Below are 16,000 nucleotides of genomic sequence, written 5' to 3' on the forward strand. Positions count from 1 at the left end.
CAGACCTTCAATGGTGGAACAAGGACACGGAGCCGTCTGTCGTCGTCGCGACGATCTTCCGCGGCGATTCCCTGTCCCGCTTGATGCCGATGCTGGAGTTGGTGGCATCCACGGCCACGTTGTAGGTGCCGTCGGGCACGCCCACGGTGATGTCGCCTCTGGTCCTGACCACAGCCCTGACGGACGTCGGAGGGCTCGTGAACGACAGGTGCACCCGGCCTGAGCCGGCCTCCACGTCGGCCGCGTCGCCGTCGAGCCCCTCCCCCTCGATGCTTCCGGTGCCGGTCCTGGCCCACAGGGAGCCCGCGACGTCGTGGAGGCGGATGTCGCCGGAGACGGAGGTCAGGCGCAGGCTCCCGAAGGCCTCGTTCACGGCGAGCACGCCCTTGGTGGTGCCGGCCACGAGGTCGGTCTCCGGCGGCACGGTGATCACGTACTCGGCCCGGCAGATGGGGCCGTCCGGCTGGTCAGCGCGCGGGCAGACCGCCTCCAGCCGCAGGGCCGAGTCGGCGGCGTTCCAGTCCTCGGTGACGGTCGGCCGGTCCCTGGACCACCGGAGCGTTCTCTGGATCAGCAGCTCGCCGGCCTGGCCGGGCACGATGAACAGGTCCACCTGCCCCGAGGCCGCCGCGATCCTCACCTTGTCCTTCGTGAACGGGATCGACCGCAGCGCGGTGTCCACCGGCGTCCTGGCCCTGGCGAAGCCGCGCCAGATCAGCACCGAGGAGATGAGCAGCGCGACCACCGTCACCACGGCGCCGGCGGTGAGCCAAGCGGCTCTCACGGCAGGCTCCTGATCTTCAGGAACTGCAGCACGGCGAGCACCCGCCGGTGGTCGCCCTCGGCCGGGGACAGGTCGAGCTTGGCGAAGATGTTGCCGATGTGCTTGCCCACCGCGCCCTCGCTGAGCACGAGCGCCTGGCCGATGCCGGCGTTGGAGCGGCCCTCCGCCATCAGCCTGAGCACCTCGTGCTCCCTCGGCGTCAGACGCTCCAGCGGGTCGCTGTTGCCGCGCAGCAGCAGCTGGGCCACCACCTCCGGGTCGAGCGCCGTGCCGCCGGAGGCCACCCTGCGCAGCGCGTCGATGAACTCGGTCACGTCCGCCACCCGGTCCTTCAGCAGGTAGCCGACGCCGCCGTTCGCGGCCGAGGCGAGCAACTGGGCGGCGTAGCGCTCCTCGACGTACTGGGAGAGCACGAGCACCGGCAGGCCGGGCTGCTGGCGGCGGAGCACGAGCGCGGCCCGCAGCCCTTCGTCGGTGTGCGTGGGCGGCATCCGGACGTCGGTGATGACCAGCTCAGGACGGTGCTCCTCGGCCGCCCGCAGCAGCCCCTCGGCCTCGTCCACGGCCGCCACGACCTCCATGCCCGAGGCATCGAGCAGCCGGATCAGCCCTTCGCGCAGGAGCACGGAATCCTCGGCGAGCACTACTCGCACGGCAGGTCCACCTCGATCGTCGTCGGGCCGCCGAGCGGGCTGGACAGCCGGAGCGTCCCGTCGACGGAGTCGATGCGCTGCGCCAGGCCGCGCAGCCCGGTGCCGCCGTCCAGCCGGGCTCCGCCGCAGCCGTCGTCGTACACGAGCATGTGCAGCCGGTCGTGCTCGCGCCGCACGCGGATCTGGGCCTTGGTGGCGGCGGCGTGCTTGGCGATGTTGGTCAGTGCTTCGGACACGATGAAGAAGGCCACCGCCTCAATGGTCGGGGAGGCACGCCGATCGATGTCGACGTGCAGCTTCACGGGGAAGGGGGCGCGGGCGGCGACGCCGGACAGCGCCGCGTCGAGGCCCTGGTCGTTGAGCACGGCCGGATGCAGGCCGCGGACGAAGTCGCGCAGCTCCTTGAGCGCCTGCTTGGCCTCCTCGTGCGCCTGCGCGATGGCCTCCTTGGCCGGATCGGGCAGGTCGGTCAGGGTGGCCCTGGCCAGTCCCAGGTTCATGGCCAGGGAGACCAGGCGCTGCTGAGCGCCGTCGTGGAGGTCCCGCTCGATCCTGCGGCGCTCGGCGTCGGCCGCGTCGATCACGCCCGCCCGGCTCTCGGTCAGCGTCTCGATCCGCTGCCCCAGCTCCGACCGGCTGGGGCCGAGCAGTGTACGGGCCACCGACAGGTCCAGCGCCGCCATGCCCCGCGCCAGGACCGGCGCGAGCAGCAGCAGCACCAGACCGACCGCCATGAAGATCATCACCACCCGGTTGTCCCTGAGGTCGATCACGAACTCCAGCGGCGGGCGCTGCAGCTTCGGCGGCAGGAACGACAACAGCCCCACGATCGCCCCGCCCCACGCCACCGCCACCAAGAACGCGGCGGCCATCCCCACGATCGGGGACAGCAGATGGTAGCCGATCTGCCGCCACGTGGCCGGGCTGCGCCACTGGCTCGGCGTGCGCACGGGCGGGATGCGCGCACCGAGGAACGCCTCGAACCGGGAGCGCTGCACCCGGGTGAACCACGGCAGCCCACGCCGCAGCAGGGGAGGCGCCACGATCAGGACGAGCGTCAGCCCACCGAGCACGATGGCGACCGGCAGGCCGACCATCAGGTGCGCCGTGTCGAGCCAGGCCCGTGCCGACCATGGACGGGGGACTTTCATGCCTCAACGGTATTGAGCAGTGGGGACGACGCGAAATAGGTCTGGTGTGCGGATGGATGGTGGGGCTAGCTCTACCTCTTGCTACAGCACCCGCTGCCGGAAGGCCACGGGATCGAAGACGCCACCCAGCATGGGGCCCAGCCCGCTGCGCGCCACCTCCGCGAAGGCCTCTCTCTCGAGGCCGCCCGCACCCTCCGGCAACGCGCCCGCCAACGGCCGCGCGGCCAGCATCTCCAGATCCGCCACGTTGCTCCGCTCCACGACCCCGGGATCGTCCGGCCACCGCCCGATGACGAGCCCGGCGAGATCGAGCCCTCGATGCGCGAGGGCCTCCAGCGTGAGCGCCGCCTGATTGACGCTCCCGCCCCCGGCCCTGACGACCACGAGCACCTGCGCCCCCAACGACCGTGCCAGGTCGGCGATGGTCGTGCCGTCCTCGTCATACCGCTCCAGCAGCCCTCCGGTGCCCTCCACGAGCACCAGTCGGTTGCTCTCACGCAGCTCCCGCACCAGCCGCACGGCATCAACCATCGACACGGGCGGCACCCCGGCGACCCGGGACGCCGCGGCAGGGGAGAGCGACTCGGCGAACCGGCACAACTCAAACGTCGTGGTCACTCCGGCCAGCCGGATGACCGCATCCAGATCCCCGGCTTCACCGGGAGCCACGCCCGTCTGAGCAGGCTTGACCACGGCCACGGAAGCCCCACGCCCCCTGGCCAGCGCGGCCACGGCCGCCGCCACGACGGTCTTGCCAACCCCGGTGCCGGTCCCCGCGACCACAAGGATGCTCATAACCCCAGCGTAGGCACAGCCCCGTGGCCCAGATGAAACCACTTGGCCGGCCCACAAGACGCTCGTAACGGCGAGAACCACGTGAGCGTTCACGACCGGCGCTTGAATGTCGCGCGCCAACGTCGGCGAGGCGGTCAAGCCGGCACCGCCGTAAAGAAAAAAGGGTTTTAGGGACGGCGAAGACAGGGGTCTCGAGGACGGCGAAGACAGGGGTCTTGAGGACGGCGAAGTCGAGGAGCCTTAGGGACGGCGAAGACGCGTGACGAACTTGTACCGGTCACCGCGATACAACGATTGAGCCCATTCAACGGGGTTGCCGTCGGCGTCGAAGGCGTGGCGGGTGAGAAGGAGCATGGGCAGGCCGACGTCCACACCGAGCGCCTTGGCGTCGTACGGCGTCGCCAGCACGGTCTCGATGATCTCCTCGGCGTCCGTGAGCCGCACGTTGTAGGCGTTGTGCAGCGTCTCGTACAGCGACGAGTGCACCTCCAGCTCTCGCCGCAGCCGCGGGAAGCGCCGCGCCGACAGGTGGGTGGTGTCGATGGACACGGGCTCACCGTTGGCCAGGCGGAGCCGGTGGATGCGCAGCACGCGCCCGCCCGGGTTGATGGCCAGCCGCCGCGCCAGGGCCTCGTCCGCGGTGATGTATCCCATCTCGAGGATCTTGGTATCCGGCTCCAGGCCGGCGGTGCGCAGGTCGCCGATGTAGGAGGTCAGCTGGAGCACCTGCGCGACCTTCGGCTGCGCCACGAACGTGCCCTTGCCCTGGATGCGCAGCAGCCGCCCCTCCACCACGAGCTCGGTGAGCGCCTGACGGACCGTGGTGCGCGAGGTCTCGAACCGCACGGCCAGCGTCCGCTCGGGCGGCAGCGCCGTGCCCGGCGGCAGGCTCTTGGTGAGCTCGAGCAGGCTGCGTTTGACGTCGTAGTACTTCGGTACGCGGGGGCTGTCGTCTGTCACGCGCTCACCTTCACTTCTGCCACGGCGGTGAGGCGTGTCTGATCACCGCGAGATCATCGGAACTCACATTGGCCCGAACGGTCAACCGCGGGCGACAGCGGCCGACCGGCACCGGGCGCGGACGGTGCCTGGCACGCGCGAATCCGGGCTGCTCAGGCCGATGGTGAAGGATATCCTCAGCGGCGCGCACGCCCGCAACCGAGGCCGTGATGAGCGCCGCGCCCAGCGGCCCGCCGCAGGTCTCCGCATGTGCGAAGCCGTACCACCTGCCCGTGGGAATCACCTCCGGCTTCCCCCGCACAACCCCGTCCCGGGATCGGAGCGACTTTGGCAGTGTGACTGTTCTCACAATATGAGATTTCACAAAATGGCCAGTCGCGTGAACGATGCCGTATCCGTGTTCACTGCGCGAGTAGGCGGGCGTGCGGCGGCCTACTAGGGAGTAATGCCCGCTCATCGGCGTCCTGACTCCCCGGGGCTCCACTGGGCCAGTTTGGCTCTGGGGGGAGAGAGCACGCATGATGCAATCGTGCCGACTCTCAGCGACCTCGTCGCCCGCCACACCACTCTCGACGCGGCGGACCTCGATTGGCTGCACTCGCTGGTCTCCGACTGGCAGTTGCTGGCCGACCTGTCGTTCGCCGACCTCATCCTGTGGGCGCCCCTGCTGGGGGAGAACGGCTGGATCGCGATCGCGCAGATGCGCCCCACGACGGGGCCCACCGTCTACCACGACGACATCGTCGGCAGCGTGGTGGCCAAAGGCGAGCGCCACCTCATCGACACGGCCTGGAACGAGCGCCGCATCTGCCGTGAGGGCGACCCCGACTGGTCCACGGGCGTTCCGGTCAGGGAGGAGACCATCCCGGTCCGGCGCGCGGTCGAGGGCGGCGAGGGCCGCTTCCTGGCGGTGATCCAGCGCTCCACGAACCTGTCCTCGGCCCGCACGCCTTCCCGCCTGGAGCTGACCTACCTGCAGAGCGCCTCCGACCTGGCGCAGATGGTGGCCGAGGGCCGCTTCCCGTTCTCCGGCGAGGAGCCGATCCTGGTGCGTTCGCCGCGCGTCGGCGACGGCCTGCTCAGGCTCGACCGCGCCGGGCGCGTCACGTACGCCTCTCCGAACGCTCTGTCCGCCTACCGCCGCCTCGGCCTGCACGCCGACCTGGTCGGCGCCGAGCTGGGCCGGGTCACCGCCACCTTGTGCTACTCCGACGAGCCGATCAACGAAGACCTCATGATCGTGGCCAGCGGGCGCGCGGCCAAGGAGACCGAGGTCGAGTCCGGCGGCACGATCGTGCAGCTCAGAGCCATCCCGCTGATCGTCGGCGGGGGGCGCATCGGCGCGCTGGTGCTCATCAGGGACGTCACCGAGCTGCGGCGCCGCGAGCGCGAGCTGATGACCAAGGACGCCACCATCCGCGAGATCCACCACCGGGTGAAGAACAACCTGCAGACCGTGGCCGCGCTGCTCCGCCTGCAGGCGCGCCGCCTGCAGGTCCCGGAGGGCCGTGAGGCGCTGGAGGAGGCCGTACGCCGGGTCGGGTCGATCGCCATCGTGCACGAGACGCTGTCGCACGCGCCCGAGGAGTTCGTGAACTTCGACGAGATCGCCGACCGGGTGATCGCGATGGCCGGGGAGGTGTCCTCGCCGGAGGTGGCGGTCATGCCACGACGCGTCGGCGGGTTCGGCGTGCTGCCGTCGTTGATCGCCACGCCGCTCGCCATGGCGCTGACCGAGCTGCTGCAGAACGCGTTGCAGCATGGGCGGCCCAAGCGGCTGGAGGTGGTGGTGGAGCCGGCGCTCGACCGGCTCAACGTCACCGTGTGGGACGACGGGAGAGGTCTGCCCGAGGCCTTCGACCTCGACAGCTCCACCAGCCTGGGCCTGCAGATCGTCCGTACGCTCGTCGAAGGGGAGCTGTCGGGCAGGATCTGCATCCAGCCGCGTCTCGAAGGCGGCACGGAGGCCGTGCTGTCGATCCCGCTCCCGACGGGCGTGAGCCCCTGAATCCAGTCAGGCGGTGGCGCGGGCGCGGGCCCGGGCGCTGCGGCGCTTGAGCGCGCGACGCTCGTCCTCGCTCAGACCGCCCCAGACGCCGGCGTCCTGTCCGGACTCCAGCGCCCACTTCAGGCACGCGTCGACGGCCGAGCATGACCGGCAGACCTGCTTGGCCTCTTCGATCTGCATGAGCGCAGGGCCGGTGTTTCCGATCGGGAAGAACAGCTCGGGGTCCACGTCACGGCAGGCAGCTCGGTGGCGCCAGTCCATGCGTCCACTCCTTAGTAGATGGAGCCTTCGGTCGGCTCCGTGCGGCCACTACTTTGTGAAGAGTTTCACTAACTCGCGCGAACAAGTACCCCAAATCCCGCTCGGGACCGGGGGTTGCCCGCTGACGCCTCGGTAGGACCCCTGGGGTTGTTAAAGGTCCTACGTTCCGACGTCAGTAGTGAGCTTTTCAGCCACGGAGAGTGCACGCAAGGGGGTTGGGGCGAAGTTTTGGCCGTTATGGATGTCGGATGCGTCACACAATGACCGAATGTAACCGTCTAGACCAGAACTTGTAACGCGTTCGGTGTAGACCGAAATGTCACGATTTCGCGTTCTCCCAGGTAGTCCCCGTCCAGCTGAAAGGCCACGGGGCGCTCCGCGGTGAGCGTGAACTCGGCCTCGTCATGCAGCTGTACGAGGTGCCGGCCGGACGGAAGGGCATCACTCTCCGTGAGGATGTGCCGGATCACCGGAGTGAGCGTCATCAACCCCAGGCGGCGCAGTCCCAGCAGGTCGAGCCCCGTCTCGAAACTCGCCCACGGGGTCGGCCGCACCGGCCTGCCACCGACATATGTCCACGGTGAGGTGTTGGAAACGATCGCCATGAACAAGCCCTTGGCGGTCGGGATCCCCGGACCGGTCAGCGTCATCGCCGGATGCCGCTTGTCCGTGGCCAGGTAGTGCCGTAGAGCCGTGTTCACATACCGGGTCGGGGTAGCTTTCCGGCCCGTCCCTCTCAGGCCCTCTACGGCCCGTACAACCTCGGCGTCGTACCCCATCCCCGAGCAGAACGTGAAGTATCTGCTCTGCCCCTCCCAGAGGGCCTGCCCCAGGCCCACGGTCCTGCGCCGGCCCTCCCTGAGCGCCTCCAGCACCGCGCCCGTGGACTCCACCGGGTCGTTGGGCAGGCCGAGCGCGCGGGCGAACACGTTCGCACTGCCGCCCGGGATGACGATCAGCGCCGGCCGGGCGGCGCTGGGATCCTCCGGCAGCGGGGCGTCCTCGCCGTTGATGGGATTGAGCAGGCCGTTGACGGTCTCGTTGATCGTCCCGTCGCCGCCCAGCACCGCCACCACGTCGTATCCCTTGGCCCGGGCGGTGGCGGCCAGCGCCGCCGCGTGCCCCCGGTAGCGGGTCTCCTCGACGGTGAGCTCCACGGCCGCGCCGAGCGCGCGGATCAGCACGTCCCGCGTGCGGGCGTTGGTCGTCGTGGCCTTGGGATTCACCAGCAACATCGCGCGCATGATGCCAGCGTATCCACCGATCCCGGTTTATCTGATCGACCGAATGTCCGATTCTCGATGGGTTGGTTCGTCGATTGATCGGAAGTCTGCACGAGGTCATCCACCAGAACGGCGACAGACCCTGCGATGGTCAGAGGATCCGCCAGGACACCCACGGCTTTCCGCGGCCATGATCCGTTTCACTTTTCGGCCTGTTCCTTGTCACGTGGAACAGCTTGTTCTGTGGAACGAGCCGTACGGAGGACGTTCCGTGAAGGCACGCGGCTGACCAGAGGAGGGGATGGATAAGGTTTGCGTGTGTCGAAGCGTCCATGGACCCTGATCGTCGCCGCCGCCGTCGTGGCCCTGGAGGGCCTCGTCGCCCTCGGGCTAGGCGTCTTCGCCGCGGTGGAGGCGCTGATCGGGAAGCCCGGCGACATGACCTCGGCCCTGGCCGTGGCGGCGTTCGCCGCGCTGGTCGGGGCCGGGCTGCTCTGGGTGGCCTGGGGTGGGCTGTTCAAGATGGAGCGGTGGGGACGCGCGCCCGGCGTGCTGGCCCAGATCTTCATCGCGCCCGTCGCCGTCACGCTCATCCGGTCGGACCAGCCGCAGCTCGGGATCCCGCTGATCGTGATCGCCCTGGCCGGGCTGGTGACGCTGCTGCTACCCCCCACCACCCGCGCGCTCGGTTACGGCGACGGTTAGTCTTCGGCCGTCAGTCCCTCGCGCAGCTGCGCCAGCGTGCGGGCCAGCAGGCGTGAGACGTGCATCTGCGAGATGCCCAGCTCGGTGGCGATCTGCGATTGCGTCATGTTGCCGAAGAAGCGCAGCAGCAGGATGCGCTTCTCCCGCGGCGGCAGCCGCTCGAGCAGGGGTTTGAGCGACTCGCGGTATTCGACGCCCTCGAGCGACTCATCCACGATGCCGAGCGAGTCGGACACCGCAGGGGCGTCGTCGTCGCCGGAGTCCGGCGCGTCGAGCGAGACGGTGGAGTAGGCGTTGGCCGACTCCAGGCCCTCGAGCACCTCCTCCTCGGTCATCTTCAGGTAGGAGGCCAGCTCGGCCACCGTCGGGGCGCGGCCCTCGCGCTGCGACAGATCGCTGATGGCCTTGGTCAGCGAGAGCTTGAGCTCCTGCAGGCGGCGCGGCACGCGGACCGCCCAGCCCTTGTCGCGGAAGTGCCGCTTGATCTCGCCGACGATGGTCGGCGTCGCGTAGGTGGAGAACTCCACGCCGCGGTTGAGGTCGAAGCGGTCGATGGACTTGATCAGACCGATCGTGGCGACCTGGGTGAGGTCGTCGAGCCACTCGCCCCTGTTGCGGAAGCGGCGCGCGAGGTATTCGACCAGGGGAAGGTGAAGCTCGACCAGCTCGTCCCTGATGCGCTGGCGGCGCGGCTCCTCGGGCGCCAGCTCGGCCAGCTCGGCGAACAGCTGGCGGGCGCGCACCCTGTCGGGCACGGCGTGTTCGCTGGTGGCCATGGCTCCAGTCCCTTCCGTCACGCCGACCTCGCCGCGCCTCGGCGCTTACGCAGGACGATCGCCATGCGATCGGGGGAGTCGGTCACCGCGTCGACATCATCGGCCAGGGCGGTCAGGACCATCCAGGCGAAGTCGTCGCGCTTGGGCGCGGAGCTTCCGACCGTCGCGACCTCGACGCTGACGTGCATCTCGTGCCCGGTCAGCTCGAATTCGGCGGTCAGGTCGGTGCCGGGCACCGCCTCGCTCAGCAGCATGGCGCACGCCTCGTCGACCGCGATCCGCAGATCCTCGATCTCATCCAGCGTGAAGTCCAGCCGCGCCGCCAGTCCGGCGGTGGCCGTACGCAACACAGACAGGTAGGCGCTCGCGGCGGGGAGCCTGATGCTCACCACGTCACGGATGCCGGCCACGCCTTCCGCGCGCGTCTCGGTTTCCTCGGTCACGTTCCTCCTCGCGAATCCGACGCCAACTGCAACTTACCGCCCCTGAGAGGTGCTTGGACGATTCAGACTCGCCATCGACGGAAAAGGCTCTGTGCGGCCTGTGACCACACAGAGCCTTATGTGCCGATTTAGGCGGCCTTGGTCTCCCAGAAGATCTTGGAGATTTCGTCGATCTTGCCCAGCAGGTCCTCGGCCTTGGAGACGTCGACCGTGCCCTTGGCGCCGGCGGCGCCCGCGAGCTTCGTGGCGTCCCAGAAAAGCTGGTGAAGCTGGGGGTACTGCTCGAGGTGCGGAGGCTTGAAGTAGTCGGTCCACAGCACCCACAGGTGGTGCTTGACGAGCTCGGCGCGCTCCTCCTTGATGGTCAGCGCGCGGGCACGGAAGACCGCGTCCTCGTTGGCCGCGTACTTTTCCATGATCGCCTTGACCGACTCGGCCTCGATACGGGCCTGAGCGGGGTCGTAGACCCCACAGGGCAGGTCGCAGTGTGCGGAAGCGACATGCTTGGGTCGTAGCAGTCGTGCGAGCATCAGAAAGTCCTTCCTGGATGCTGAATCAGCTTGGTCCACAACCGACCTTACCGAAGGTCCGCAGAAAGCCTCGTGCGGTCCCCCTCAGGGGGTGGCGGGCCGTCAGGCGGGGCATCCCGGAGCGCGGAACCCACAACCTGTCAGGCCGGACGGCGTTGCTGCTCAATGTAGGCCTTGATGATCGAGAGCGGCGGTCCGCCACAGGAGGCGGCGAGGTAGCTGGGGGACCAGAAGGGGCCGTCCGTGATGGCTCGGTCGAGGCGGCCGGTGAATTCCTTGCGCAGGTAGTGGGAGGAGACTCCCTTCAGGGAGTTGACCAGTTTGCTGATGGCGACTTTGGGCGGGTAGCAGACCAGCAGGTGGACGTGATCGTCTTCGCCATTGAACTCGCGGAGCTCGGCCTGAAAGTCGTCGCACACCTCGATCATGATGTCTTCGCAGCGGCGCAGCATCTCCTCATCGAAGACGTTTCTACGATATTTAGTGACAAAGACCAGATGGACGTGCAGCACTGAAACTACATGTCTACCGGGCCGATATTCGGCTTCCTGGGTCATAGACCAGATGATAATGTGTTCGAGTCCTGGGTGCTTGAGCACCAGCTGGGGCCAGGGAGGTGCCTGCGTATGCTGACCGGGCGTAAGTACCGGCTGGAACTCGACTTCGGGCAGCGGCTGTTCGCCGAGCGGGTGGCCGGGATCTGCCGGTCGGTGTGGAACACCGGGCTGGAGCAGCGTCGCGCCTACCGGCGCCGGGGTGCGTTCATCGGCTATGCCGAGCAGTGCGCGCAACTGGCCGACGCCAAGGGCGAGTTCCCCTGGCTGGCGAAGGCTCCCGCTCAGGTGCTCCAGCAGACGCTCAAAGACCTGGACGAGGCGTGCCGCCGGCACGGCACCTGGAAGGTGCATTGGAAGAGCAAGGCGAGGTGGACGCCGTCGTTCCGGTTCCCGACCGCCAAGCAGATCCCGGTCGAGACGATCGACCGCAAGTGGGGGCGGGTGTTCCTGCCCAAGTTCGGGTGGGTGAAATTCCGGCTGTCCCGCCCGCTGGGCGGGACGGTCAAGTCGGCGACCGTCTCCCGCGACGGCAAGCACTGGTTCATCAGCTTCCTCATCGACGACGGCCTGCAGACGCCGCTGGCGCACGCCTGCTCCGATGCGGTCGCCGGGGTGGACCGGGGTGTCGTCACCGCCGCCGTCACCAGCGATGGGGAGTTCTTCGACCGCCGCCACGCCACCCAGGCCGGCGTCTCCAGCATGTGCCCCCCGGCTGAGCAGGATGAGCGGGCCACCCGGGTCGCCTATCTGACGCCCGGCGAGGCCGAACGCTATCTCCGCCTGCAGCGGCAACTGGCACGCACTGGCAAGGGCAGCCGCCGGCGCGGGCGCGTGGTGCGGGCGATGGGCGCCGTCATGCGGCGGGCCCGCTACCGGCGCGCCGACTTCAACGCTCAGGCCGCGCACCGGCTCACCCGTGACTACGCCCACATCGTCCTGGAGGATCTGGACGTGTCGGCCATGACCGCCTCGGCGTCCGGCACGCTGCAGGAGCCGGGTTCGCGGGTCGCGCAAAAGTCCGGCCTCAACCGGGCGATCTTGGATAAAGGCTGGTACGGGCTGGAGGTCGCGTTGCGGTCCAAGAGCCGCTATACCGGCAGTGTCATCGAGAAGGTCCCTGCCGCGTACACGTCCCAGACGTGCTCGGCCCCAGCCTGCGGGAGGGTGGATGCGAAGAGCCGCGAGAACCAAGCCCTCTTCCGCTGCACCACCTGCGGGCATACCGAGCACGCCGACGTGAACGCGGCACAATGCATCAAAGCCAGAAGACAGGCGGCCGGGCCGGCCGTCTCAGGGCGTGGAGACTCAGGGGCTGCCCGGGTCGAAGAAGCGTCAAGCACCCCGTTCCAAAGCTTGCGGCGCGCCGCAAGCTGCCGCGTCAGCGGCACGGGAATCCCCGTCCCTTCAGCTTCAGGGCGGGGAGCAGGTCAATCGGGTCGCAATGCCTGCGGAGTGGGGGGTCAGCGCGTATGCGAGTGCGTGTCGAGGGGGATTCCATGCGCCCAGGGCTGGTTCCCGGTGACTGGCTCCTTGTACGCAGGAACGCCACCGTCCACCCGGGGGATCTCGTGGTGGCCAGGCTTCCCGGCGATCCCGATCAGCTGATCGTGAAACGGGCCCAGTGGCACGGGGCGGACGGGTGGTGGCTGGAGAGCGACAACCAGCGGGCCAGCGGGCGGCGGGACAGCTGGGACTTCGGGCCGGTTCACGACATCGTGGGGCGTGTCGTGCTGCGCTACTGGCCGCTGATGAGGAGGTGGCGACGCTAGGGGCCGTGGGCGCGGCCAGGGGCCCTCGGTTGCGGCCCAGGAGTCGTTCTTGCGGCCTGGGACGCTTAGGAGCCGCTCGTGGGGCCTGGGGCCATTGCTCGTGGGCCCTGGGGCCGTTGGGGCCGCTCGTGGGCTTCGGGCAGTTACCGCTCGTGGGGCCTCGGGCCGTTGGGGCCGCTCAGGAGTCGTTCTTGCGGCGGGCGCGGAAGGCGGCGACGTTGGCGCGACTGGCGCAGCGGGCCGAGCAGTAGCGGCGCGAGCGGTTGGACGAGGTGTCGAGGAAGGCCTGCCCGCAGTGGGGCTCACGGCAGCGGCCCAGCCGATCCACGCCCAGCTCCGCCACGACCGAGGCCAGTCCCATCACGGCGGTGGCGGCGGGGTCCTCGGCCAGGTGCAGGTGCCAGTCGTGGCCGTCGTGGTCCGACAGCTGCGGACGTACGGGATAACGCACGAGCAGGGCGTTGAGCAGCTCCGCCACGGCCCGCTCGTCACCGGCCGCGTCGAAGACCGCGGCCAACTCGTCCCGCAGCCGGATCAGGTCGGGCGGCGGCGCGGGGTCGTTGGCCAGGCGGACCGCCCACTCGGCGTAAGAGGTCAGGTCCATGCCGGAGTATTACATGAGCGGCGGGATGCCGGAGCACCCCGCCTGCTCGGTGTCACCCCGCGGGGTGGTCACCCCGCCCGGTGGTCAGCCCTCGGGGCGGTCAGCCCTCCGGGTGCAGGACGCGCCGCAGGAACGCGCGGGTGCGCTCGTGGCTGGGGTTGCCGATCACCTTGGCCGGCTCGCCCTCCTCGACGATCACGCCGCCGTCCATGAACACCACGCGGTCGGCCACCTCCCGCGCGAACCCCATCTCGTGGGTGACCACGAGCATGGTCATGCCCTCCTCCGCCAGCTTGCGCATGACGGTGAGCACGTCGCCGACCAGCTCCGGGTCCAGCGCCGAGGTCGGCTCGTCGAACAACATCAGATCCGGGTTCATGGCCAGCGCCCTGGCGATGGCCACCCGCTGCTGCTGCCCGCCGGAGAGCTGGCCGGGGTAGGCGTCGCTCTTTTCGGAGACCCCGACCTTGTTCAGGTTCTCCCTGGCGACGATCTCGGCCTCTTTCTTGCCCCTTCCCAGCACCCGCCGCTGCGCGACCATCACGTTCTGCAGCACGGTCAGGTGGGGGAACAGGTTGAACTGCTGGAACACCATGCCGACGTGGCGCCGTGCGGCGTCGATGTCGGCGTCGGGATCGGTCAGCTCGGCTCCGTTCACGAAGACCTGGCCCTTGGTGGGGGTCTCCAGCAGGTTCACGCACCGCAGCAGCGTGGACTTGCCCGAGCCCGAGGGCCCGATGACGCAGACGACCTGTCCGGGATCGACCGTGAAGTCGATGCCCTTGAGCACCTCGTTGTCGCCGAAGTACTTGTGCAGATCCCTGATCTCTACGGCGTGCGTCACCGCTTCCTCCCCTGGCGCGCTTCGAGGCGGCGGACCACGATGCCGAGCGGAATCGTGATGAGCAGGTAGGTAGCGCCCGCCACGATCAGCGGCGTGCTGTTGGCCTGCTCGATCGTCGTGTCGGAGCCGAACTTGGTCAGCTCGGTGGTCGCCGCCGTGACGCCCAGCGTGAAGACCAGCGAGGAGTCCTTGAACAGCAGGATCAGCTCGTTGGTCAGCGGCGGGATCACGATCCTGATGGCCTGCGGCAGGATGATCGACAGCATGGCCCGGCCCGGCTTCATGCCGAGCGACCTGGCCGCCTCCATCTGCCCCTTGGGCACCGCCTGGATGCCGGCGCGGAACGACTCGGCCATGTAGGCCGCGGCGACCAGGCCGAGGGCCAGGGCCACCGTCCCGTAGATGTCGCCGGGGAGTCTGAAGCCGGGGAACGCGATCGGCAGACCGAACCCGAGCAGCAGGAAGATGATCAGCGCGGGCAGGCCGCGGAAGATCTCGATGTAGACCAGCGCCACCACCCGGTACGGCACCACGGACGACAGCCGCATGAGCGCCAGCACCAGGCCGAGCACGAAACCGATCACATAGCCGGCGATGGTGAAGATCAGCGTGTTCTTCAGCGCCACCGTGAAGAGCGTGGGGAACATCCCCGCGGCAACGGAGCCGTTGAGGAAGTTCTCCGCGATCTTCGGCCAGTCGGCCAGCATGGCCACCGCCACCAGGACGGCGACGAAGACGGCGTACTGGACACCCAGGCTGATCTGTCGTCGTTTCCTGGGACTGAGCCCGCTGCGCGCGGGCTCAGTCGTGATGGGCGTGTCCGCCATGATCAGGAAGCAGGCGACGGGGTCGTGGCCGGAGCGGCGCCCATCCACTGCTCATAGAGCTTGGTCCAGGTGCCGTCCTTGATCGCCGTGGCCAGGGACTCGTCGACGGCCTTGAGCAGCTCGGCGTTGCCCTTCTTGACCGCGAAGCCGTACTGGGCCTGGGTCGGGACCTGGCCGGACAGCTCGTACGCCGAGGAGACGTTCGGCTTCTTCATCCACTCGACGACGACCGGCAGGTCCTGCACCACCAGGTCGACCTGGCCGGACTGGAGTGCGAGCAGGAGCTTGCCGGAGTCCTTGAACTCCTTAGCCTCGATGCCCTTGGACTTGGCCAGGTCGAGGGCCGTCGTGCCGGCCTGCACGCCGACGCTCACACCCTTGGCCTTGGCGTCCTCGAGCGTGGGGATGCCCGCGGCCTTCTTGGTGACGAGGCCGAGCACCTCGTCGAAGTACGGCGAAGAGAAGTCGAGGTTCTGCTTGCGCTCGTCGGTGATGGTCATGCCGGCGGCAGCGACGTCGCACTTGCCGGCGTTCAGAGCGGCGCCACCCTTGATGGAGTCGAAGTCGATGTCGACGATCTCCTGGGTCACACCGAGCTTCTTGGCCACCAAGTCGATCATGTCGACGTCGAAGCCCACTATCTTGCCGCTGGCGTCCTTCGACTGGAACGGCGGGTACGGCAGGTTCGTGCACGTGGTCAGCTTGCCGGGGGAGACCAGCTGGACGCCGCCCGCGGCCGTGGCGCCCGCGGTCGACGTCGCGCCGGACTGCGTGCTCGGTGACTCGCTCCCGCATGCGGACAGAGCGAAAACGGCGGTTAGCGCGAGCACGCCGGCGGCGTAGCCACGGCGGCCCTTAAGGGTCAGGGCCATGTACGGCCTCCTAGAAGTGAATCTGGGGTTTTGTGCAGTTTAAGTGGGTTTTTGCACCGCTCCGTCATCGGGGGTTTAACAATGCGTCAACGGAACGGCGACGGCGCCGACACCGAACCCCATCTCACCATGTGGCACTATGGGGTCACGGGTGACCCCCGAACCCCCTCACGACGATGATCGCCGAGGGGATCCTGGCAGCTACCGAAGCCAGACCGCTCGCGCTCGTCCGCCGAAG

19 protein-coding genes are annotated in these 16,000 nt (G+C 68.7%); 4 read left to right on the plus strand and 15 right to left on the minus strand.

Annotation, left to right across the window (positions count from 1 at the left end; all coding sequences use genetic code 11):
- Positions 1-7: 7 nt before the first annotated feature.
- The 5 genes from OHA25_RS19890 to OHA25_RS19910 form a co-directional block, all read right to left on the minus strand.
- Positions 8-784 (minus strand): DUF4097 family beta strand repeat-containing protein, encoded by a 777-nt coding sequence (locus OHA25_RS19890; protein WP_327589024.1) that lies wholly within the window; start codon positions 782-784, stop codon positions 8-10.
- Positions 781-1,437 (minus strand): response regulator transcription factor, encoded by a 657-nt coding sequence (locus tag OHA25_RS19895; protein WP_305924974.1) that lies wholly within the window; start codon positions 1,435-1,437, stop codon positions 781-783. The genes OHA25_RS19890 and OHA25_RS19895 overlap by 4 nt, the downstream gene beginning before the upstream one ends.
- Positions 1,428-2,588, minus strand: a complete 1,161-nt coding sequence (locus tag OHA25_RS19900) for a sensor histidine kinase (RefSeq protein WP_327589025.1) — start codon at positions 2,586-2,588, stop codon at positions 1,428-1,430. The genes OHA25_RS19895 and OHA25_RS19900 overlap by 10 nt, the downstream gene beginning before the upstream one ends.
- Before the next feature lie 81 nt (positions 2,589-2,669).
- Positions 2,670-3,383 carry a dethiobiotin synthase gene (gene bioD / locus OHA25_RS19905; RefSeq protein ID WP_327589026.1) on the minus strand — a complete coding sequence of 238 codons (714 nt, stop codon included), beginning with the start codon at positions 3,381-3,383 and terminating at the stop codon, positions 2,670-2,672.
- 240 nt (positions 3,384-3,623) lie between these two features.
- On the minus strand, positions 3,624-4,343 hold the full coding sequence (locus OHA25_RS19910; protein WP_127936225.1) for a GntR family transcriptional regulator: 720 nt from the start codon (positions 4,341-4,343) through the stop codon (positions 3,624-3,626).
- A gap of 529 nt (positions 4,344-4,872) precedes the next feature.
- Here OHA25_RS19910 and OHA25_RS19915 point away from each other — a divergent pair.
- Complete coding sequence (locus OHA25_RS19915) at positions 4,873-6,351, plus strand: PAS domain-containing sensor histidine kinase (protein ID WP_305924971.1); 1,479 nt, start codon at positions 4,873-4,875, stop codon at positions 6,349-6,351.
- A 6-nt stretch (positions 6,352-6,357) separates the two neighbouring features.
- Here the strand turns inward: OHA25_RS19915 and OHA25_RS19920 are convergent, their stop codons facing one another.
- Positions 6,358-6,612, minus strand: coding sequence for a WhiB family transcriptional regulator (locus OHA25_RS19920; protein WP_127936223.1), 255 nt, complete (start codon positions 6,610-6,612; stop codon positions 6,358-6,360).
- A gap of 278 nt (positions 6,613-6,890) precedes the next feature.
- Entirely contained in the window at positions 6,891-7,856 is a 966-nt protein-coding gene (locus tag OHA25_RS19925; protein WP_327589027.1) for a diacylglycerol/lipid kinase family protein, read from the minus strand.
- 297 nt (positions 7,857-8,153) lie between these two features.
- Here OHA25_RS19925 and OHA25_RS19930 point away from each other — a divergent pair, with 297 nt between their 5' ends.
- Positions 8,154-8,540: a hypothetical protein gene (locus OHA25_RS19930; protein WP_327589028.1), complete on the plus strand. Its 387-nt coding sequence runs from the start codon at positions 8,154-8,156 to the stop codon at positions 8,538-8,540.
- Here OHA25_RS19930 and OHA25_RS19935 read toward each other — a convergent pair.
- From OHA25_RS19935 to tnpA, 4 genes are all read right to left on the minus strand, one after another.
- Positions 8,537-9,316 (minus strand): RNA polymerase sigma factor SigF, encoded by a 780-nt coding sequence (locus OHA25_RS19935; protein WP_327589029.1) that lies wholly within the window; start codon positions 9,314-9,316, stop codon positions 8,537-8,539. The two genes, OHA25_RS19930 and OHA25_RS19935, sit on opposite strands and share 4 nt — an antisense overlap.
- 17 nt (positions 9,317-9,333) lie before the next feature.
- Complete coding sequence (locus OHA25_RS19940; protein WP_305924967.1) at positions 9,334-9,759, minus strand: anti-sigma factor; 426 nt, start codon at positions 9,757-9,759, stop codon at positions 9,334-9,336.
- A 128-nt stretch (positions 9,760-9,887) separates the two neighbouring features.
- Complete coding sequence (gene sodN / locus OHA25_RS19945) at positions 9,888-10,289, minus strand: superoxide dismutase, Ni (RefSeq protein WP_221519206.1); 402 nt, start codon at positions 10,287-10,289, stop codon at positions 9,888-9,890.
- Positions 10,290-10,429: 140 nt separating this feature from the next.
- The gene (gene tnpA / locus OHA25_RS19950) at positions 10,430-10,846 is read right to left on the minus strand and encodes an IS200/IS605 family transposase (RefSeq protein ID WP_327589030.1); all 417 of its coding nucleotides are present in this window, start codon (positions 10,844-10,846) and stop codon (positions 10,430-10,432) included.
- 69 nt (positions 10,847-10,915) lie between these two features.
- Here tnpA and OHA25_RS19955 point away from each other — a divergent pair, with 69 nt between their 5' ends.
- Both OHA25_RS19955 and OHA25_RS19960 read left to right on the plus strand, forming a co-directional pair.
- Positions 10,916-12,451: an RNA-guided endonuclease InsQ/TnpB family protein gene (locus OHA25_RS19955; protein ID WP_327589031.1), complete on the plus strand. Its 1,536-nt coding sequence runs from the start codon at positions 10,916-10,918 to the stop codon at positions 12,449-12,451.
- Positions 12,343-12,615, plus strand: coding sequence for a S24 family peptidase (locus tag OHA25_RS19960; protein ID WP_327589032.1), 273 nt, complete (start codon positions 12,343-12,345; stop codon positions 12,613-12,615). Before OHA25_RS19955 ends, OHA25_RS19960 begins: the two co-directional genes overlap by 109 nt.
- A 178-nt stretch (positions 12,616-12,793) precedes the next feature.
- Here the strand turns inward: OHA25_RS19960 and OHA25_RS19965 are convergent, their stop codons facing one another.
- From OHA25_RS19965 to OHA25_RS19980, 4 genes are all read right to left on the minus strand, one after another.
- Entirely contained in the window at positions 12,794-13,219 is a 426-nt protein-coding gene (locus tag OHA25_RS19965; protein ID WP_327589033.1) for a CGNR zinc finger domain-containing protein, read from the minus strand.
- 100 nt (positions 13,220-13,319) lie between these two features.
- On the minus strand, positions 13,320-14,063 hold the full coding sequence (locus OHA25_RS19970; protein ID WP_305924962.1) for an amino acid ABC transporter ATP-binding protein: 744 nt from the start codon (positions 14,061-14,063) through the stop codon (positions 13,320-13,322).
- Complete coding sequence (locus OHA25_RS19975) at positions 14,060-14,938, minus strand: amino acid ABC transporter permease (RefSeq protein WP_327589034.1); 879 nt, start codon at positions 14,936-14,938, stop codon at positions 14,060-14,062. Before OHA25_RS19975 ends, OHA25_RS19970 begins: the two co-directional genes overlap by 4 nt.
- Entirely contained in the window at positions 14,893-15,762 is an 870-nt protein-coding gene (locus tag OHA25_RS19980) for an ABC transporter substrate-binding protein (RefSeq protein WP_327589035.1), read from the minus strand. Before OHA25_RS19980 ends, OHA25_RS19975 begins: the two co-directional genes overlap by 46 nt.
- Positions 15,763-16,000: the final 238 nt, after the last annotated feature.

Source organism: Nonomuraea sp. NBC_00507 (assembly GCF_036013525.1).
Lineage (GTDB): Bacteria > Actinomycetota > Actinomycetes > Streptosporangiales > Streptosporangiaceae > Nonomuraea.